Here is a 19,161-nt window from a genome sequence, read left to right as displayed (position 1 = left end):
TTTGGACGCCCCGGCAGATAACCGGCCGGGGCGTCCAGGACGGATCAGACCGTCCAGGTATCGATAATCAGTGCATTGGCCTTCTTGTGCAGCAGCACACAGTCCAGCACGTCCTGCGGCAGGATTGGGATGATGCCAGGGATCAGCGACGGCTCGCCGTGACCGTAAAGCGCCTGGAGAGCGAAGCGACACGCATAAACCTTGCCGCCCTCCTTCATGAAGCGCTCCAGGTTCTTGTTGAAATTCAGATGCCCCGGAAAGGCTTCGTCGCCAAGCTTTGGAAAGCCGCGCTGGATACCCAGTGTTACACCAGGGCCGTAAAGCAGGATCGAGGTCTCGTAGCCTTTCCTCTGCAAGCGGATGGCATTGAGAATGTTCACGAGACCGATGGATCCCTCAAATGCGACTGTGTGAAACGTCACCAGCGCCTTGTCGCCAGGATCGGCTTTTACATCATCAAAGACCTTGGATTCGTAATCCACGAAGAAGTCGCCGTCCTTGTGGGGTTCCTGCGTGACGTGGGGCATTTCTGTCGCTCCTGTTCGGGTTGGATGAGCAAGAGTACGATCAAAATTGTATGAATCAATATTAAGTCTATTTTCCATACAATAAAAATTGCAAATTATCAAACTTTGCATTTCTTTTCATCGCAAAGATGAGAATTTGAGCTGCAAAAACCTACTAAACAGGCGATCCCGCGTCTCGACACCGCCGCATCATTGGCACTTGCTTCAACCACAAGAGATCCATACAATTGGCAACAATCGCAATTTCAGGAACGAATACGACATGACGAAATGGCTTCCGATCCTCAAGCCCGATGGCAAACCGCGCTATCTGCAGATCGCAGACGCGATCGGCGCAGCGATCAAGAGCGGAGAAATAACAGCCGGAGAAAGATTGCCGCCCCAACGGAAACTCGCCGAGCGCCTTGGCATCGATTTCACGACAGTCAGCCGCGCCTACGCCGAAGCCCACGCACGTCGGTTGGTCGAAAGCCACGTTGGACGCGGCACCTTCGCCTGCGCTCCCGCGTATGCGCGTCACGAAGTCGATCCCAGCCGCGCCCGCGATGAGGATCTTTCCATGAACATGCCTCCTGAACCTCAGGATCCCGATCTTCTCGCACGCATGCAGGAAGGCCTCCAGACGGTATCGGCGAACCTCATAGCGCTGCTCCGTTATCAATCGACTACGGGCGGGATACAGGACAAGACAGCCGCATCGTCCTGGCTTTCCAAACGCGGAATGGTGCCGAGCCTTGAGCGTATCGCGATTACTCCCGGGGCACATGCGACCATGACCGCCATATTGTCGACCATGACACGGCAGGGAGACGTGATTCTATGCGAAGGGGTCACCTATCCGGGACTACGCGCCATCGCAGCCAGGATGGGACTTCAACTGGTCGGCCTGCCAATGGACGGTTCCGGCATCCTGCCCAACGCTCTTGATGCCGCGATTCATCTGCATCAGCCAAAAGCTCTGTACCTTAACCCGACTGTCCAGAACCCCACGACCCTAACAATTCCGCAGGCACGCCGGATGGAAATTGCTGAGGTGCTCATTCGTCACAGGCTTCCTCTGATCGAAGACGACGCCTACGGTTTCATTCCGGCTGTCGCCCCAGCGCCATTTGCGACACTCGCGCCGAACCTGACCTGGCACATCGGCGGGCTAGCAAAGTGCCTTGGCGCAGGACTTCGGCTCGCATACACGGTCGCCCCAAACGCCAGGGCCGCCTATTCCCTGGCGCAGGCTCTGCGCGCAAGCGCCGTCATGCCTTCGCCAATCTGCATGGCGCTCGCCACACGATGGATTGAGGATGGGACGGCCGACGCTATCCGCCACTTTGTCCGAACCGAGAGTGCCGCCCGTCAGAAGATAGTGGCCGACACCCTGGCAGGCCATGATTTTCGTGGCGAACCTGAGGCTTTCAATATTTGGTTGAAGCTACCCGTCGGAGCAAGCAGGGCCGAACTGATGGGGCGCATGGCGGGACGGCACGTGGGGCTGATGCCCTCTGACGCCTTCACCGTGTTGGGAGTACCCGACGAACATATCCGCATATGCCTTGGCGGCGTCATTCAACGGGAGCAATTGCGCGCCAGCCTGCTGTTTATGGCAAACTCGCTTTCGGATGCTGGGTGGATGGGATGACCACGGAGTATGTGGTTATAAATGGACCGATCAAAGGAACAACGAGCAACATAGCGTTTGCGGCAGCGCTTCGCCATCTCGAACGGGTGTTGGGTTTCCGTCCACCGCTGTGCCTAACGTGGAAGAACGTCAGCCAGTCCACAAGAGGGATCTACAGGATTCCTACCCGAGAATGGAACTCCCCCGTCAGCGCCGCAACAACGGCGCGTTGTGCAGGCAGAACCGGAGAATAGGCGTTCACCAAGGTCTCGCATTCCGGCATGTGATAAAGGAGGAAAGGTGAGCCGAGGGAAACGTAAATCGTGGGGAGATAGTGCCATAATCTCTCCATGGAAGCCGGAAACGGTCCGTGCAAATCCCCCCAAATGCGGGCCAAGATGCACTCCGGCGGACATGCCTTCTTCGGCCATGACATAGATACCAATATCGTATCGTATGATCACCACCAGGCCGAAGAATCGCCACCTCGAATCCCGCTTCTCGTAGAAGTCGATCGAACTGAAGTTGCGGGATAGGACCAGAAGGAGTCCTTCGGTTTTCCAGCCACGACAGAAGAACTCGATGACGCCTCTGGGGATTGAGGGGCAGAATATGCTGCGTATCCTTGACCAACGTCACGGAGCGCCGCGCGACCTCATCGGCCCAGGCGGCATGTTGACCGGAAGCAAGCAAATCCGCCTCGATCTCTCGTCCGGCAGGCGACCTCTGTTGAGATGGAGGCCCAGTGATGCCTTCAAGGCAAGGATGCGAAGCACGGCTTCGTTGAGCCGCCGGTGACTGAGCGTTCCCTCATCCAAGCCGTCCATCAGGAAGCGGAAGTCGTCGGCAATGCTCGTCGGAAACAGCAAAATATCGCACCCACTTTCAATACAAAGCGGGACGAGCCTGCTACGTTTGCTTTGCGATCCAAAACCGACCATGCCGGTTGCATCGGAAACGATGAGCCCGTTGAACCCCAACTCCTCGCGCAACAGCCTAAGGTTGAGGTCGCGGTTGAGGGAGGCGGGTGTGGAGGCGGGACAAGAGGCGCGGACACCCAGTTCAGAGGCATAGGACGGTAAGCTGATATGTCCGGCCATGATCGTCTGAACACCGTTCGCGACAGCCGCGCCGAAGATGCGGCCGAAGCTGTTTCGCCAACTCTCCATATCCATGCTGTTTTGCGTCGTCACGAAATGCTGATCTCGCTCGTCGACGCCGTCCCCAGGCCAGTGCTTCAGACAGGTTGCCAATCCTGCCTCGCGCACACCCTCATGATAGGCGCGCACGTACATATTGACTGCGTCGACATTGTCGCCAAAGGCTCGCGTATTGATTACGTTGGACCGAAAATTGAGTGCGAGGTCGCCGACTGGGCTCCAACTCACGTTGAACCCCAGATACGAGCCTTCCTTGGCCGCGATTATCCCCATTCTACGCGCATTAAGCGCATCCTCCGTCGCACCCACCGCCATCTGGTTTGGAAAATTCTGTGCCTGCAGCCGGGCTACTTTTTTCCGAAAACTCAATGTCACCCGCCATGAGAAGCGGCACCTTGGCCCGCGACTGGGCGAATGCTGCACTACGGCGCAAATCTGCTTCTTCGCGCCTTATCATACGATGGAGGCCGCCAACATGATGGGCGAGGACGCCATCGAGCGCAGTTTCCGAAAGATCCCTGCAAACCGGAAGCAGGATCTGCCCGACCCTTTCCTCAATGCTCAACGACGCAAAAGTTTCCTGAACCCACGTGAGCGCAGCCGTGTCGAGGTAAAAGGGTTTCTCGCGCAGCTTTCCCAGAAGGATTGTTATGTCGTCCGCCATCAAAGTCTCAATTGGTGCAAAGACGCGCATGCGCCTTTTCGGTTCTGCAATCGCTGTCAGGGAATGCTTTGGAGAAAGTCAAACACGGCATTCGGTCTGTCCACCATCGGGTCATGGCCGCATCCCTCCATGATCACTGTTTGCCAGCTTGTATCCTGCTGGCAGCGCTGAAGAGCAGCGTCGAACAAGGGTTGCGGGAAAGCGGTGTCCGCACATAGATTTTCGTCGGTACTCGCTCACGCGCGCCTGTAAGGCGAAGCTTTTCAAGCGAGACACCAATCGGTTGCCGGGTGATCTTGGAATCGACCCACGCCGCATTCTTCTGATCCTGAATCTTCAACGCCGCGGAGGTGGGGCCCGGCCTTGAGATTTCACCGTTCTCCTGTGCCGCCAGAAATGCAGCCTTCTGCTGCTCATTCAAGAAATCAAAGCCGCGCTGGCCATCATCAGGCAAGAAAGCATCCAGATAAACCAGGCCGGCCACTCGGCCCTCAAGCTTTTCCATCGCGCCGCTGACGACCCAACCGGCATAGGAGTGCCCCACCAGGACGGCGTTATCCAGTTCTTCCCATTCAAACACGTTCACCACATCGTCGATATGCGTCGAAAGAGTGATCGCGCCGCTCATCAGGTGGGAACGCTCGCCTAAACCGGTCAGCGTCGGCGTGAACACCCGGTGGCCGGCGGCGATGAGCAGCGCCGACAAATGTCGCCACACCCATCCGCCATGACCGGCGCCAGGGACCAGAACGATAGCTCGGGATAAATTTTGCGTCACGACAATTTCCTGTAGCATCACTGGGTGAAGTTCTTCTGAGTGGCCGGACTGTCCTGCCTCACGTCGGAAAATCGGGAAGAACGCCCTCGGGAAGAGGGAGCTCGAATGTGTTGACTGTCATTGCGACAAGCGAATAGTAGCCGATGATCCCGACCAGATCGACGAAACCATCGCTAGCGACCGCCTTTAGCGGGGCGTCGTAGGTTTCCTGCGAAACGCGACGGTTCGTGCTGATTTCTAAGGTGAAGCGGTAGACCGCTTGGCCTGCAGCGTCCTTCATCTCCGGCACTTTGCCCGAGCGAATGGCCTCGATCACCTCCGGCTCGACGCCTGCCTTGAGAGCCTCGGTCTTATGGGCATACCAGGGCAGTTCGGCATCCCACAGACGCACGAGCGTCAGAATGGCAATCTCCGACAGGCGCGGGGCGAGAGAGGAGCCATATCGGCAATATTGCCCTAGGTTCTGTGCGGCTTCCGCCAGCAAGGGTCTGTGCAGCCACAAGGCAAGTGGCCCCCTGACCCGGCCACGCGGACCGCCAGCGATGGTGTCATGGACCTCCTTCTGCTCGGGGTTCAGATTGTCTGGGTTCGGGGCGGCGACGCGCATTCCGGTAGCCTCCGATTTACAATCTTTCTTCGGTCTCGAGATCGAACAGCGACGCCCGTTCGAGATTGAAGCCAAGCACCCGAACGTCGCCGGCATCGGCCAGTTTGGCTCCAACCACACGACCATCCTGACCCAGGACGGCAATGGCAACATCGCGGCTGGCGTTCAGGTCGGCCATGGCTGCAGCGCCAATGTCAGCCAGGGCGGCAACGGCAATGTCGCGGCCTTCGTCCAGGCCTGCCCGTAAGCGGCTGCGCGATAATGTGACGCCGTAAAATGAGATCAAGGGGCGCAACAGAAGACCATTAGGGAAGACGGCCCATGCCAAATAGCATCCAACATCCACGTCGCCTGATGACGATACTCGCGCTGGTCCTGTTTCCCGTCGGCGCGGTTGCAGCCATGACAACTGCCAGCCAATCTGAAGAGGCGCAGCTTTGCGAAATCAAAGCAACGCCTGGAGCTGGTATGGTGAGACTGGATGCGCTCGTCCGCGCCGACAAGCATGTCAGCGGGACTTACACCTTCCATGTCGAGAAATCAGGAGATGGCGGAAGCTCCACGATCAACCAGAGTGGCGATTTTGATGCCACACCGGGACATACGGCTGTCCTCAGCTCCGTCTCGCTCGGCTCCAAGGGAACCGAATACAAGGCAACACTTGATGTCGTGATCGGAGATAAGCGTTTCAGCTGCGCGAAGACTGGCGGCAACTGAAGGGCCTGCACACGCTGCAGATCTCTTGAAAAGGGCGTCGGTTTTGGCGCCCTTTTTCTTTCGATCAGAGGCAACGACTGAACGACAACTGAATGGGCAATTCCGAATCGATTCAGCTTGAAGATGCGAAAGTTGATCATCGTGGCTAGAGCATGATGCCGAAAAGTGTGAGCGGTTTCGCAAATGGAGATCAGGATGACCCGCCCCTTACCGTCACTCTTGTTGCTGCGAGCCTGGGGCAAGTAGCCTTGTCTGCGCCGGCCTATGCCGGCGGCCGGATCTCGTTCAGCCTTGCGCCGGACAATGCCGAGGATGCGGGTCTTTTCTCATCTGGGCTGCGCGTCTATTCGCTCTACCGCGGCCTAAAAGACGGCGACATCCGGCAGTTGGGCCGGGGTAACGCAGCTGGCATCGCCCAGTTCGGCCGCGGCAACCTCGGCTTCATCCAGCAACGGGGCAACGGTCATTCCGCAACCTTGCGGCAGAATGGCAACAACAATGCCTATGGCATTTTCCAGTATGGGCGACATACTGAAACCGACGTGGTGCAGGATGGGGATAACGGCAGCGGTGCAACCTTCAGCTATGGCTGGTAGGGCAACTCACAGCAGTCGGAAGGCGATGTCACGTCCTTTCGTCCACCCCTGGACAGGGCGCTTGCCCGCAATTCAAACCTCGGAACATCGGCCGGTCACAAGACAAATCCGACGTGTATCGCCGCCAGTCAATCATGGAACTGCCACCTCGCCGGAGGTTTCTTGCTCACATCGGACGCTACCGGCATCCCGCTGGCACTCCCGAACCGGAGGTAACTATGAAAACGCTGATCGTCTCCATGGGCCTGTTGGCTGCAACCGTCTGTTCGGCCTTTGCAGCGGAACCGGCCAAAATGGTCGATACGAAGATGGGTAAGATCCTGGCAAACGCCAAAGGAATGACACTCTATACGTTCGACAAGGACGTCATGGGCAAATCAAACTGCGACGATGCCTGCTTGAAGAAATGGCCGGCCTTCCACGCCGCCGCCAAGGCCAAGGCGGAAGGCGAATGGTCACTCGTTAAGGCGGCCGACGGCAAGGAGATGTGGGCTTACCAAGGTAAGCCGCTTTACACCTTCGCCGGAGACAAGAAGCCTGGCGATATGACCGGCGATGGCGTCGGCGGCGTTTGGCATGTCGCCAAGTAGCCCAACGCACGGGAGCCTTTCAGGGCTGAATTGAAAGGATTGAGACTGGGATGAGGGCGATGAACCATCCGCGTGCACGTCCCTCCCGGTCCGACATCGAGACAATCACCCCTTCACCGGCGTTCCGGAACCGGCGTCAGCGCCCCAGCCGATGCTAGGTGTAGCAGAAGCACGGGGTTCGGCCATTCGAGCAGCGAAGCCGGTCCGCTGATCATCGTCAGTAGCCGCCGAGAGCGGCGATCGTCAGGTTATACAGGCCCGAGAACGGGCCGGTTATTGATATGGGCTCAGATCGTGGATCCGCCGATGAAGAAGAAATTCGAAGCCACTCGAATGAACATTTGACAAAAATCCTAATGTGAGCGGATTCGAGCTGCAAACCCATGCATGAATAGCACTGTGCCTATAGTCAGGATGGCATAGGCCTCCTGCCAATCCTCCCGGCGCATTGGAGCGCTGGACCCGATCACAAGTAAGCGCGCGAAAAGAACACCACTGTCGTCAGTAAGGCGACCGCGAGGGTTAGCATCCGGACGACCGATGCCGGCAGCCTTCGTCCGACATGTGCTCCGATCCACCCGCCGATAACGGCTCCGATCGTCATCGGAATGCACTCCTGCCATACGATTGCGCCGGCCAGTACGAAGACGACGACGGCGACCGCGTTTGCGGCAGTTACCATCATCATTCTTGTCGGATTCAGGCTCTTGATCTCCCCGCCCCCGAGCGCGCTCCATGCCGCAAGCATCATAAGGCCCACCGCGCCGCCAAAATAACCGCCATAAAGACCGAGAAAGAATTGAACCGTTGCGAAGGACAGAAAATTCGGACGTGCCTGCGTCCGCAGCTTTGCGCTGAGCCTCGGACCTGCAGCCAGCATCAATGTCGCCACCAGCAAAAGCCATGGCAGGATCCCATCGAAAATCCTGGATGGGGTTAGAAGCAATAACACGCTTCCGGCCACACCACCCACTACTGTCACGATAGCGATGGGCATGACATTGATGCCGCACACACTCCTGACCCCGTCACGGTAGACCCACGAGCTGGTCACACCGCCTGGAAACAAGGCCAAGGTGCTCGTCGCGTTTGCGGCAACCGACGGCACTCCGACCGATATCAGCGCCGGCAGGGATACGAACGACCCGCCACCGGCCAACGCATTCATGCTGCCTGCCAACAAGCCAGCGAGGAAAAGAAGAATAATATCGTACATGTTTAAATCGCCTTGGAACCCAAGCTTGATTTCCACCGAGACGCTTGTCCAAAACCGCGGCTGGGGGGCGGGTTGGGTGCACCGACGCATTACCCCCCTGCCGGTGACGGGGCAATCTTCGCCATCACGGCAGGAAGCCCGACGATCCGGCGCCAGCGGGACCAATCTCGAATTTGAACTCTCCGTTGCTCTTGAAGCCTCGATAATTGATGCCGTTTGAGTTGGGGCGGTTGTACAGTAGCCATCAGCCGGCGCTGCTTTTTTGGTAGGCAATCGCAGAGACTGAAAGTAGTGATGGATGGAACGTGCACTGCTCGCCTTGAAACAGTTCGAACCAACAACCCTTTGATTCTCAGCATCGAGAGCAAAGCCTAGCTCGTTGGCAAAGAGTCTGGCCATTCCTGCGCGCCATGGAGGACGCGAAGAATGCGGACCGCTGTTTCGGTAATTGCATACGCCGCGACGTACGGCGTGCCGTTAATTACCAGTTCGCGGGTGCCAGCAATTCTGCCAACACGACCGCTCGCGGGAAAATCTACCAACCGACGGACGGCAGCAACGATCCGTTCATCGACCAGAATGGCGGCTGAGGGATTTTCTGCTTCAATGTATGTGAAGATGGCGTCGCGATCCGATAGCGCGAACGCCGACCAGGTAAGCTTCACGATTTGCGAGCACCCGCGTTAAGGCGGGCTGCCGCTCGACGTTCAGCAAAATGTGCCTCGACTTCATCATCCGAAACGTCCGGTCGAGTATCGTTCAGGGCTTCAAGTACCTTGGTGCGAAACCAAGCGTCATGGGCCTCACTGCCTGAAAGAAGCTCCAGCGGCAGCGCACCCTCATTGGCCGTCCGGGTGAGTAAGATCCGAACCGCGTCCGATACCGTAAGCCCCATATTTCCAAGCACTGCGGAGGCACGATCCCGAACCTCGGCATCAATACGAGTTTGTACTAGTGCATTTGCAGCCATAGCTATCTCCACATTTCGGTGGAATGATAATGCAAATGAATGACAAATGCCATAGCGCTTTAGACCGCCGTTTATTTTAGTTGCTCTTGAATGTATCTGAACCGACGAGCGTAATCTCAATCGTGTAAGATAACGCTTATTTATGGAACATCATTCGTCCGGCTGCCAACAACTTGATTGGCAGCCAACTCGATCGTGCCTGTGAGGAGAATTATTGGATATTGGGCTTCTCCGGATCAGCCGAGCGCCTGGTTGGCGAGAGCAAATATTGTGGGAACGGAATTGGCACTTGCGATTGGCGGCCTCATCATGGCAATGGCGCCGTCTACATGAGGGAGGCCCTGCTTGGTCAGCCAATCGGACAGGCCGGCGGCCGCGATGGTGTCGACTCGGAGGAACTTACCGGGTCGCCGTGCAATGAAATGCGCGACGAGTGCCTTGGCGTCGTCGAGGCTCGCGGCGACGACGGGACCGATGACCTCGCCGCGGCCGAAAGTGCGAAGGACGGCAGAACCGATGATCTTACCGTTCTGCCTCACCACGGCGAATTCACCAGTTTTGCCAAGATATGAGATCAGATCGCTGCGATCGGCGCCGAAAGCCGCTCGGTCTAGCTCGGCAATGGCAGCGACGTCAGCCATGGTGCCAGCCGTAGCGGCGGGCGGCGCGGCGATCTTCGCTGCAATCCCTTGGTGCTGCAGAACCCGGCCCGTCTGGCGGAAACCCAGCCTTTCGTAAAGAGGAAGGCCTTCGGCCGTCGCCACGAGGCGCAACGACCGCTCGCCGGCCAGGTTCATTGCCGCATCCATCAGCATCCGGCCAAGACCGCGGCCGCGCATCGCCTCGGCAACGATGACCATATTGATGGTGGCGCATTCTTCCCTGTACGGCGTAACAAGCACGGTGCCGACTACCCGGCCGCCCGCGACGGCGACGACGCCGTCGCTCAAGTCAAGCGCCATCTCCCAATCCTCAGGGCGATGGGGCCACCCCACCTGCTGCGACAGGTTAACGGCGCCACTCAGGTGTTCCGGGCCGAAAGCGGCAATACCGATCTGACTTGTCTGCATAGCACATCCCTAAGTTCGTACCTGAATTGTGAAGGAGTGCGGGTTGGAAGATTGTCTGAAGGTTGCTTTGGATTGGTATCTTATCGTTTTCTGCTCATCGTCTGCCGCATGTTATGCTGGCATAAATGGTACTCGCAAAGCAGCGAAGCGCTCGATCGCCCATGGCAACCGTTACCCGCTCCTGACTGAGCGTTCGCCCGCCGATAACCGTAACGTTGGCGGACGGTCTCGATGCTCAGACAATCCTTGTGGATGTGCTGTCGCGCGAGTGATCTGACGCGTTGCACGTCGATGTTAGTTGTTGCCCCGGCGACGACGAAACCGCCATCAAAACAGAAGGTCCTTCATGCGGCAATAGGTGCCGACGATGGGCAGGAACCACGGGTTTCCTGTATGCATCGGGACGGCGGGCCACGCGAAACCGTCGAGCGGATTGGCGTCCTTGCGCCCCATCGCCATGTGGCCCAACGCGCTGCCCGCCATCCATTCGGGACGCGCTCGCGGGCGGTGACGGCGTTGCGCTCCCAGATCGCCGCGCCGTGGCGATGGGCCGCCTGCGCCACGCCGTTGGCGTAGCGGCCCATGTGCATCATGGCGGATTTCGGATAGAGAATCCCGCCATGGGAGGCATCCGAAACCACCTCGTTGCGGAGGTCCTCGCGCGTCAGCCATTCGGCTGACGGGTCGACCTCACGGCGGATTTCTTCGGCCATCGCCTGCAGCTTGCCGACATGAGAGGGCTTCGAAGCAAGCTTGAGCTTGCCGCCCCTGCGGAAGTCGCATGCGATGTTTCTTCCTCGATGATCCGTTCGATCATGTCGATCGAGTCATCATAGGCCCGCCACAAGCGGCAGGCACGGTCTTCCCCGAGATGCTGCCTGGCGGCGCCGAAGCTTGCAAAATGACCGCTGTGAGGTGTCCGCCATAGCGGCCGGACGCGCCATAGCCAACGTGCTCGGCTTCCAGCAGAGCGACCTTCACACCGGATTGCGCCAGCGTGCGCGCAGCGTTGAGCCCGGTGAAACCGGCGCCGATCACCGCAACCTCGAAATCTCCCGAGACGGGGGCGGCGATGCCTCCGGCGAAGGGGATGGAGGTGTCATGCCAGTAGGACGCAAATTTCATTGCACCTTATGCTGGTCTGAACGGATGCATCGACTATATGCCGGCTTGTGTCGGAGGGGTGCGGCACAAGTGAACGCGTTTCGCAATGATCGCCTGTCTTGTGAGCCAAAGGATATTTTGTTTGCCCTTACATTCTGCTCGCGCAAACGGAGTGGGATAGTCGACCGGCCGGCGCGCGTTATAGCCGGCTCTACGGCCAAGCCCGCCGGTCGAGAGGGAAGCCATGCTGCCACGTGAAGGGAAAACACATTCCCCAGGAGGACAGCGGTTCTTAATATCAGGCCGTCGCCTTGTTTTGCCGGTTGGCGATCAGATCGTCGACAACGGCAGGATCGGCGAGCGTCGATGTATCGCCGAGAGCACCGAAATCGTCCTCGGCGATCTTGCGCAGGATCCGGCGCATGATCTTGCCGGAACGGGTCTTCGGCAGGCCGGGCGCAAACTGGATCTTGTCGGGTGCGGCGATCGGGCCGATTTCGGCACGCACATGTTTCACCAGGTCCTGGCGGAGCGTGTCCGTTCCTTCATGGACGGCCATCAGCGTCACATAGCAATAGATGCCCTGGCCCTTGATCGGATGGGGGTAACCGACGACTGCGGCTTCCGAAACCAGATTGTGCGAGACAAGCGCGGATTCCACCTCCGCGGTGCCGAGCCGGTGGCCGGAGACGTTAAGCACGTCGTCGACGCGGCCAGTGATCCAGTAATAGCCGTCCGCATCGCGCCGGCAGCCGTCGCCGGTGAAATATTTCCCCTTGTAGGTGGAGAAATAGGTCTGGATGAAGCGTTCGTGGTCACCGTAGACCGTGCGCATCTGGCCCGGCCAGCTGTCGGTGATGCAGAGATTGCCGTCGGCGGCACCTTCCAGCACCTTGCCTTCATTGTCGACCAGCTGCGGCTTGATGCCGAAGAACGGCACCGTCGCAGAACCGGGTTTCAGATCGATGGCGCCGGGCAGTGGCGTGATCATGTGGCCGCCGGTTTCCGTCTGCCACCAGGTATCGATGACCGGGCAGCGCTTGTCGCCGACGACACTGTAATACCATTCCCAGGCTTCCGGGTTGATCGGTTCGCCGACCGTGCCGAGCAGCCGCAACGACGAGCGCGAGGAACGGGTGACGAAGTCGTCCCCGGCCCCCATCAGCGAGCGGATCGCCGTCGGCGCGGTATAGAAGATATTGACCTTGTGTTTGTCGATGACTTCCCAGAAGCGGCCCTGGTCGGGGAAATTCGGCACGCCCTCGAACATCAGCGTAGTCGCGCAGTTGGCGAGCGGCCCGTAGACGATATAGGAGTGGCCGGTGACCCAGCCGACATCGGCGGTGCACCAATAGACGTCGCCGTCATGGTAGTCGAAGACATATTCATGCGTCATCGCCGCATAGACGAGATAACCGCCGGTCGTGTGCAGCACACCCTTCGGTTTGCCGGTCGAGCCTGAGGTATAAAGAATGAAGAGAGGATCTTCCGCCTTCATCTTCACCGGCGGGCATTCCGGCTTCACCGTGGCGATTTCCTGGTGATGCCAGAGATCGCGGCCTGGCGCCCAGCCGGTCTTGCCGCCGGTGCGGCGCACCACCAGCACCTTGCTGACATGCACATGCTGGCGGGCGGCGATATGGATCGCCGTATCGGTATTGTCCTTCAACGGCACCGGCTTGCCGCCGCGCAGACCTTCGTCGCAGGTGATGACGAAAGTGGATTCACAGTCGACGATACGCCCGGCCAGCGCCTCGGGTGAAAAGCCGCCGAACACCACCGAATGCACCGCGCCGATGCGGGCGCAGGCGAGCATCGCGTAAGCCGCTTCCGGGATCATCGGCATATAGATGGTAACGCGATCACCCTTCTTGACGCCGTGCTTTTTCAACACGTTCGCCATCCGGCAGACATGTTCGTAGAGCTCGTTATAGGTGACCTTCTTGTCGATATAGGGATTGTCGCCCTCCCAGATGATCGCCACCTGGTCGCCGTTGGTCTTCAGGTGCCGGTCGATGCAATTATAGGAGACGTTGGTCTGCCCGTCTTCGAACCACTTGATCGAAACCTTGCCGGTAAAGGACGTGTTCTTGACCTTGGTATAGGGCTTGAACCAGTCGATCCGCTTGCCGTGTTTGCCCCAGAACTTGTCCGGGTTCTCGACGCTTTCCTCGTACCATTTCAGGTACTTTTCCCGGTCTATGAATGCTCGTTCCCGGATAAGGCGCGGCACGGCGTAGCGCTCGAGGACCACTATTTAGCTCCCTATGATTGGCTCCTGAAAACTGATCCCGTTCGACGAGAATCTTGAAGCCGGTTCTGTCTGATCGATATCCCGACCCATTTGTGGGTCCGAGGGCCGCGTTTATTGGGCACACCTTCGACTGCAACCAACGTTGACCGCTACATCATTTCCGGTCGCCTGATTGCCGAGCCATCGCTGAACCGGCTCAGCCTGTAGGGTGAGATATCCGTGATGGGCGTCTCGTTCATCACGATCTCGCTGACCAACCGACCGGCACCCGGTCCGATGGCAAAGCCGTGTCCGCTGAACCCTGCGGCGATCACGTAACCAGGCAGTTGCTCCACTCTTGAGATCACGGGGACGAGATCTGGCGAAGTATCGATGAGCCCTCCCCACGCCCGCTCGACGCCGATTCCCCTGAGCACTGGGTATTCGCGTTCAAGGTTCTTCAATGCGAGCTTCACGAGTTCTCCGTCCGGCGCAGGATCGAGAACGCGGTTTTTTTCAAACGGCGAGACTTCATCGTTCTCCCAGCTACTGAAAGCATCGGGCCCATTCCAGAAGCTGCTGTTCAGGCGGTACTTCAGCTTCTTGCCGATCTTGCTGCGGTACATCTGGTAGAATTTAAACGCATATCGCATCCCTCGGGGCGTGATATCGAGCGTTCCACGTCCCGGTACGGCAACCGTGTATGACCCGTCTATCCGTCGCCGCAGCACGAAGTTTGAGGCGGAGAGGCATCCGGCTTGAATGATTTGGGGTGCAGGAGTGGTCTTGATCGCCGTCCCGGAGATGTTTGCGACCGGAACCTCGATGCCATACCGATGAGAAAACCGGGAAGCCCATGCTCCGCCGGCGCAGACAACGGTGCTTGCTTTCACCAGTCCTCGCTCTGTCCAAACGCCTGTTACCCGGCCGTTGGCAATGTCGAGGCCCCGGACCGCGCAGTTCTGGTGGAGCGATACGCCTTTTTCTTTCGCGGCCTCGGCGATGGCAGGCACAGCCAGGCCGGGCTCGGCTCTCCCGTCGCTCGGCGACCAAACGCCACCTACCCAGGACGACGTGCCACCCGAAGCGCGCTCGTTGGCTTCGGAAGCGCTGAGTATCTGGCTATGAAATCCCCGAAGACGAGCATTCTGCCCCCACTTTTCCCAACGGGCGACATCCGCCTCTTCTTTGGTGCAGTAGAGGATGCCGCTCCGCCGAAAGCCGAGATCACGGCCTGTTTCGGTGCCCAACTCTTCCCAACGCCGCAGACTGTACATGGCTAACGGGAGTTCATAGAGGTCGCGATTCTGCTGGCGGACCCACCCCCAGTTACGGCTGGACTGTTCGCCGCCGACGATTCCCTTTTCGAGCAGGGCAACCGAGACCCCTTTGCGGGCTAGTTCATAGGCCGTGCAGGTGCCGACAAAGCCCGCCCCGATGACGACGACGTCGACCTCGCTTGGAAAGGAGACGCTATCACTTACTGTCTGAACCTGGGCGGGCATGGTCACTATTCCTCTGGCATCGTGCTCCAGTCTTTCTCGACAGGAGTGGTAAAGCTCGCTATTTCGTCGTGGTGCGCACCGGACTTACCCGATGAGTCCGAGGCGGCAATGACGCCCGCTCTCTTCCCCCGACCTGGGCGGATGTCTCTTGTGGTCGAGCGCGAGATGCTGTTTCTCAGCTGTGATCACCGCGAACATCGAACGCATCGCGGAGGCCGTCGCCGATGAAGTTGAAGCTGGTGACAGCGATCGTTATGGCCGCGCCGGGAATGATCGCCAGCCAGGGCGCGGTACCCAGATATTGCTGCGCGCCGTTCAACATATTGCCCCAGCTGGGCAGTGGCGGCTGAATTCCATAGCCGAGAAAGCTGATATAGGCCTCCATCAGGATCGCCCGGGCGACCGTTAGGGTGGCTGCGACGATGATCGGGCCCATGGCATTGGGAAGGATCTCGCGGAACATGATGTGCGTTGCACTCAGTCCCAGCATGCGGCCGGCCAGCACAAATTCACGCTCGCGCAGGGAGCGCACCTCGGCCTCGACGATGCGGGCAACTTCCATCCAGCTCGTTGCAGCAATGACGACGGTAATCATGATCGGGCTCGGCTTCAGCGCAGCGGCAAGAGCAAGCACGAGGAAGATGGACGGGAAGGACAGGAAGCCATCCACAGTTCGCATCAGGACCGTGCCGACCAGACCACCCCGATATCCGGCCACCACGCCGACAAGGGTTCCGATCAGGGTCGACAAAAGCATCGCCGAGAAACCGACCAGCAGCGAAATTCGGCCCGCCATGAACAATCGGGCAGCCAAGTCTCGCCCCAGCGGATCTGTGCCCAGGTAATGTTGGCCGGTCAGCGGCGGAGCGAAGCGGGCGCGCAGATCGATATAGAGGGAATCATACGGCAACAAATGCGGACCCAGGACGCATGCCAGCGTCAGCAGAGCGATCATCACCATGCCGATGAGGGCCAAATGGTGCTTCATGAAACGGTGCGCGGTTCGGCTGTTCCACCAGCGCTCCCGAGGAGAATTTGCGGCAATGGCAGTCATGATGGCTGACTCCTGATGAGCGTTCATGGCGCTTAACTCAGACGGATACGGGGATCGATGACGGCGACAACGATGTCGCTGGCCAGGTTGCTAAGCACGACAAGAATCGCCGAGAACATGAGCAATCCCATCACCACCGGGTAGTCGCTGTAGCCGAGGCTGTCGAGGAACAGGCGGCCCATCCCTGGCCAGGTGAAAACCGTCTCGGTCACCAACGCCCCCGTCAGGACGCTGGGAAGCTGCATCCCAAGGAGCGTGATCATCGGCAGGAGGGCATTGCCGATAACATGCTTCATCAGGATGCGCCGCTCACTCAATCCTTTGGCGCGGGCGGTCTTGATGAATTCCTGATTGATAACGTCGAGAGTAGCCGTTCGCATGTAGCGGCTCCAGATGGCCACATGCACCAGCGCCAGCACCACGCTAGGCAGAATCAGATGGTGGATATAGTTAAAAACGGACTCGTCGCCGATCGTGTACATGTTGCCGGCTGGCAGCCAGCCAAGTTTGAGCGAGAACACGTAAATGCCGATCAGGCCGAACCAGAATGTCGGGATCGAAAGAGCCACCATCGCACCGACCGTCGCCATGTAGTCGAAAAGCGAATAGCGCTTTATGGCGCCGCGAACGCCAATCCACGTTCCGATGGCAATCGCGATAATGGTGGACGATCCCATCAACAACAGCGTTGCCATGAGGTGTCGGCCAATTACCTCGAGAACCGGCGCCCCGTCGCGGAAGGAATGGCCCCAGTCTCCTTTCAAAAGGCGCCAGGCCCAATCCAGATACTGCATCCACAGCGGACGGTTTAGCCCCATCTGTTCGGCCAGTCGGTTCAAGTCATCCTGCGTCATGCTGGCATCCAGCCCAAACTGCGCCAGTGGGCCGCCGGGAATCAGGTTGAGCACCACGAAGCCGATGACGGAAACGATCAGGAGCAGGACGAGGCTCTGAGCGAACCGGTTAAGTAGGAAGCTACGCATGGAGCTCTCCTTTTGATAGCGCCAATAGAGGTCGCCGCCGCCGCGCGCGGCGGCGACGGTAGGTACTCAGCTCTTCCAATGCCAGGCGGCAGCATGCCATGATGCCGTGCGCGTGTTCGTATTCGGTTCCCAACCTTCAAGGCCTTCCTTCGTGCCGACCACATAGGTGGCGGCAAACAGCGGGAGGAAGGGAAGGTCCTGACGCACGATTTCCTGGATACGGTAGTAGATTTCACGCCGTGCATCCGGATCGAAGGTCTGGGCACCCTTCTTGAGCAGCGCATCCACTTCCGGATTGGAATACTGGCCGACGTTCGAGCCCTTTCCACCCTTAGCGGCAATCGCGCTGCTGGCAAGGCGGTTGGTGGCGTCGGGGTCTGCGGCAATCAGATGCGTAACGCCCGAGATCGCCGTGTCGAACTGTGACTTCAGCCAGAATTCGCCGAACATCACGGCGGCCGGCAAATTCGAGATCGTCATCTGGACGCCAATGTCTGCAAATGTCTGCTGCAGGAACTGCTGCACCTGCTCACGGAGATTGTTGCCAGATGTCGTCGAATTGTTGAATGCCAGCTTCACTCCATTCTTCTCGCGGATACCATCCGACCCCGGTACCCAGCCGGCATCGTCGAGGAGTTTGCGTGCGGCGTCGAGATTGAATTCCTGCGCCGGCAGGTTCGGATTGAAGTAGTATGACTCCTTCGGCATGAAGGTTTCGGTCGTTGTAACCACGCCGAAATAGAGCGCGTCGATGATTGCCGCCCTGTCCATTGCGGCATAGAGTGCCTGACGCACCGCAAGTTCCTTGAACTGCGGCCGCTCGAGATTGAGGTAGAGCGACTCGACGGAGGCACCGGGCACGAGGCTCACCACACGGCCCGGCAGTTTGCTGGCTTCGTCGTAGTGATCCGGCGTGATGTACGCCTGGTCTGTGAGGTCGATGTCGCCGCTCTTGAACTGCGTGTACAGCACCGTCTGGTCAGGAATGTACTTGAACACGAGCTGTTCGACATACGGCCCGTCCCCAAAATAATCCGGGTTCGCGGCCAGTTCGAGATGGTCACCGGCGACGCGCTGTCTCCACTTGAAGGCGCCGGTGCCAACGGGTGCCTGGTTGAAGGCTGCTGTGTTCGGATCGGCCTCGTTCTCGAGAAGGTGCTTTGGCACGATGAAGGTTTCGGTGAGAAACGAGAGGTAAGGAGCGAAAACCTGCTCCATGCGCCAGGTGATTTCAGTTGGCGAGACCACCGTGAGGTCACGCACCAGCGAATGGCCGCCCGTACGCCACGCGCGGAATTTCGGATTAGTGATCAGTTCAAGAGTGAACTTCACATCCTCAGCCGTAAAGGGCTGGCCGTCATGCCAGTGAACATCGTCACGCAGGTGGACGCGCCAGTTCAGGCCATCCTCGGAGATGCCGCCGTTCTTTTGCGTAGGCACTTCTGCCGCAAGGTTGGGCTGGAGCACGCCGCCGGGATCCATGCGAAAGAGGGCGTCGAAGAGCGAGAAGTGTACCGCATCATCCGTTTCGATATGTGCCATCAGCGGATTGAAAACGGTCGGTTCCTGCGAAAGCCCGACCACGACGCGGCCTGCAGGTTTCTTGTCCGCGGCCCGGGCAATATCAGGCTTGCCGATCAGGTTGGGAGCGGCAAAGCAGGCAATGCCGCCTGCTGCCATCAGGCGCAGTGCGTCGCGCCGAGAGTAGTTCGCTTTGGTCGTAGAATCTTTTGTCATTTTATTCCCTCTCTTTTGCTCATTAGGAAGCTACCGCC

Annotated in this window: 20 protein-coding genes and 1 pseudogene; 5 read left to right on the top strand and 16 right to left on the bottom strand. The window is 58.7% G+C overall.

Features of this window, described 5'->3' with window-relative positions; translation table 11 throughout:
• Positions 1–44: 44 nt before the first annotated feature.
• On the bottom strand, positions 45–527 hold the full coding sequence (locus tag ACS4RS_RS31570; protein ID WP_439012159.1) for an MSMEG_0572/Sll0783 family nitrogen starvation response protein: 483 nt from the start codon (positions 525–527) through the stop codon (positions 45–47).
• A 262-nt stretch (positions 528–789) separates the two neighbouring features.
• On the opposite strand from ACS4RS_RS31570, the gene ACS4RS_RS31565 reads away from it, so the two are divergent.
• The gene (locus ACS4RS_RS31565; RefSeq protein WP_439012158.1) at positions 790–2,160 is read left to right on the top strand and encodes an aminotransferase class I/II-fold pyridoxal phosphate-dependent enzyme; all 1,371 of its coding nucleotides are present in this window, start codon (positions 790–792) and stop codon (positions 2,158–2,160) included.
• Positions 2,161–2,774: 614 nt separating this feature from the next.
• Here ACS4RS_RS31565 and ACS4RS_RS31560 read toward each other — a convergent pair.
• The 4 genes from ACS4RS_RS31560 to ACS4RS_RS31545 all read right to left on the bottom strand — a co-directional run bounded on the left by ACS4RS_RS31560 (position 2,775) and on the right by ACS4RS_RS31545 (position 5,348).
• Positions 2,775–3,614: a glycoside hydrolase family 3 N-terminal domain-containing protein gene (locus ACS4RS_RS31560; RefSeq protein ID WP_439012157.1), complete on the bottom strand. Its 840-nt coding sequence runs from the start codon at positions 3,612–3,614 to the stop codon at positions 2,775–2,777.
• Complete coding sequence (locus ACS4RS_RS31555) at positions 3,583–3,993, bottom strand: hypothetical protein (protein ID WP_439012156.1); 411 nt, start codon at positions 3,991–3,993, stop codon at positions 3,583–3,585. Before ACS4RS_RS31555 ends, ACS4RS_RS31560 begins: the two co-directional genes overlap by 32 nt.
• Before the next feature lie 103 nt (positions 3,994–4,096).
• Positions 4,097–4,759 carry an alpha/beta fold hydrolase gene (locus ACS4RS_RS31550; protein ID WP_439012587.1) on the bottom strand — a complete coding sequence of 221 codons (663 nt, stop codon included), beginning with the start codon at positions 4,757–4,759 and terminating at the stop codon, positions 4,097–4,099.
• A 40-nt stretch (positions 4,760–4,799) separates the two neighbouring features.
• Positions 4,800–5,348 carry a carboxymuconolactone decarboxylase family protein gene (locus tag ACS4RS_RS31545; RefSeq protein ID WP_439012155.1) on the bottom strand — a complete coding sequence of 183 codons (549 nt, stop codon included), beginning with the start codon at positions 5,346–5,348 and terminating at the stop codon, positions 4,800–4,802.
• Between the two features lie 82 nt (positions 5,349–5,430).
• On the opposite strand from ACS4RS_RS31545, the pseudogene ACS4RS_RS31540 reads away from it, so the two are divergent.
• The 4 genes and pseudogenes from ACS4RS_RS31540 to ACS4RS_RS31525 all read left to right on the top strand — a co-directional run.
• Positions 5,431–5,595, top strand: a pseudogene (locus ACS4RS_RS31540) (curlin); the annotation flags it as partial.
• A 74-nt stretch (positions 5,596–5,669) separates the two neighbouring features.
• Positions 5,670–6,065 carry a curli-like amyloid fiber formation chaperone CsgH gene (gene csgH, locus ACS4RS_RS31535; RefSeq protein ID WP_439012154.1) on the top strand — a complete coding sequence of 132 codons (396 nt, stop codon included), beginning with the start codon at positions 5,670–5,672 and terminating at the stop codon, positions 6,063–6,065.
• 152 nt (positions 6,066–6,217) lie between these two features.
• The gene (locus ACS4RS_RS31530; RefSeq protein WP_439012153.1) at positions 6,218–6,661 is read left to right on the top strand and encodes a curlin; all 444 of its coding nucleotides are present in this window, start codon (positions 6,218–6,220) and stop codon (positions 6,659–6,661) included.
• A 218-nt stretch (positions 6,662–6,879) separates the two neighbouring features.
• A complete protein-coding gene (locus ACS4RS_RS31525; protein WP_439012152.1) occupies positions 6,880–7,251 on the top strand; it encodes a COG4315 family predicted lipoprotein in 372 nt (123 codons plus the stop codon).
• 466 nt (positions 7,252–7,717) lie between these two features.
• Here the strand turns inward: ACS4RS_RS31525 and ACS4RS_RS31520 are convergent, their stop codons facing one another.
• The 11 genes from ACS4RS_RS31520 to ACS4RS_RS31470 form a co-directional block, all read right to left on the bottom strand.
• Positions 7,718–8,467, bottom strand: a complete 750-nt coding sequence (locus ACS4RS_RS31520) for a TSUP family transporter (RefSeq protein WP_439012151.1) — start codon at positions 8,465–8,467, stop codon at positions 7,718–7,720.
• 371 nt (positions 8,468–8,838) lie between these two features.
• Positions 8,839–9,132: a type II toxin-antitoxin system RelE/ParE family toxin gene (locus tag ACS4RS_RS31515; protein ID WP_097536147.1), complete on the bottom strand. Its 294-nt coding sequence runs from the start codon at positions 9,130–9,132 to the stop codon at positions 8,839–8,841.
• Entirely contained in the window at positions 9,129–9,437 is a 309-nt protein-coding gene (locus ACS4RS_RS31510; RefSeq protein ID WP_062578764.1) for a type II toxin-antitoxin system RelB/DinJ family antitoxin, read from the bottom strand. Before ACS4RS_RS31510 ends, ACS4RS_RS31515 begins: the two co-directional genes overlap by 4 nt.
• 236 nt (positions 9,438–9,673) lie before the next feature.
• A complete protein-coding gene (locus ACS4RS_RS31505) occupies positions 9,674–10,507 on the bottom strand; it encodes a GNAT family N-acetyltransferase (protein ID WP_439012150.1) in 834 nt (277 codons plus the stop codon).
• 344 nt (positions 10,508–10,851) lie between these two features.
• Positions 10,852–11,295, bottom strand: coding sequence for an FAD-dependent oxidoreductase (locus ACS4RS_RS31500; RefSeq protein WP_439012586.1), 444 nt, complete (start codon positions 11,293–11,295; stop codon positions 10,852–10,854).
• Between the two features lie 25 nt (positions 11,296–11,320).
• On the bottom strand, positions 11,321–11,632 hold the full coding sequence (locus ACS4RS_RS31495) for an FAD-dependent oxidoreductase (RefSeq protein WP_439012149.1): 312 nt from the start codon (positions 11,630–11,632) through the stop codon (positions 11,321–11,323).
• A gap of 277 nt (positions 11,633–11,909) precedes the next feature.
• A complete protein-coding gene (gene acs / locus ACS4RS_RS31490; protein ID WP_439012148.1) occupies positions 11,910–13,865 on the bottom strand; it encodes an acetate--CoA ligase in 1,956 nt (651 codons plus the stop codon).
• Positions 13,866–14,014: 149 nt separating this feature from the next.
• Positions 14,015–15,349, bottom strand: a complete 1,335-nt coding sequence (locus ACS4RS_RS31485) for an FAD-dependent oxidoreductase (RefSeq protein WP_439012147.1) — start codon at positions 15,347–15,349, stop codon at positions 14,015–14,017.
• A 175-nt stretch (positions 15,350–15,524) separates the two neighbouring features.
• Entirely contained in the window at positions 15,525–16,403 is an 879-nt protein-coding gene (locus ACS4RS_RS31480; protein ID WP_037170748.1) for an ABC transporter permease, read from the bottom strand.
• Between the two features lie 32 nt (positions 16,404–16,435).
• Entirely contained in the window at positions 16,436–17,386 is a 951-nt protein-coding gene (locus ACS4RS_RS31475; protein ID WP_439012146.1) for an ABC transporter permease subunit, read from the bottom strand.
• 66 nt (positions 17,387–17,452) lie between these two features.
• The gene (locus ACS4RS_RS31470) at positions 17,453–19,123 is read right to left on the bottom strand and encodes a peptide ABC transporter substrate-binding protein (RefSeq protein ID WP_439012145.1); all 1,671 of its coding nucleotides are present in this window, start codon (positions 19,121–19,123) and stop codon (positions 17,453–17,455) included.
• Positions 19,124–19,161 lie beyond the last annotated feature (38 nt).

The sequence above is a fragment of the Rhizobium sp. F40D2 genome (assembly GCF_051810745.2).
GTDB lineage: Bacteria > Pseudomonadota > Alphaproteobacteria > Rhizobiales > Rhizobiaceae > Rhizobium.
This window is presented reverse-complemented; position numbering and strand designations above follow the sequence as displayed.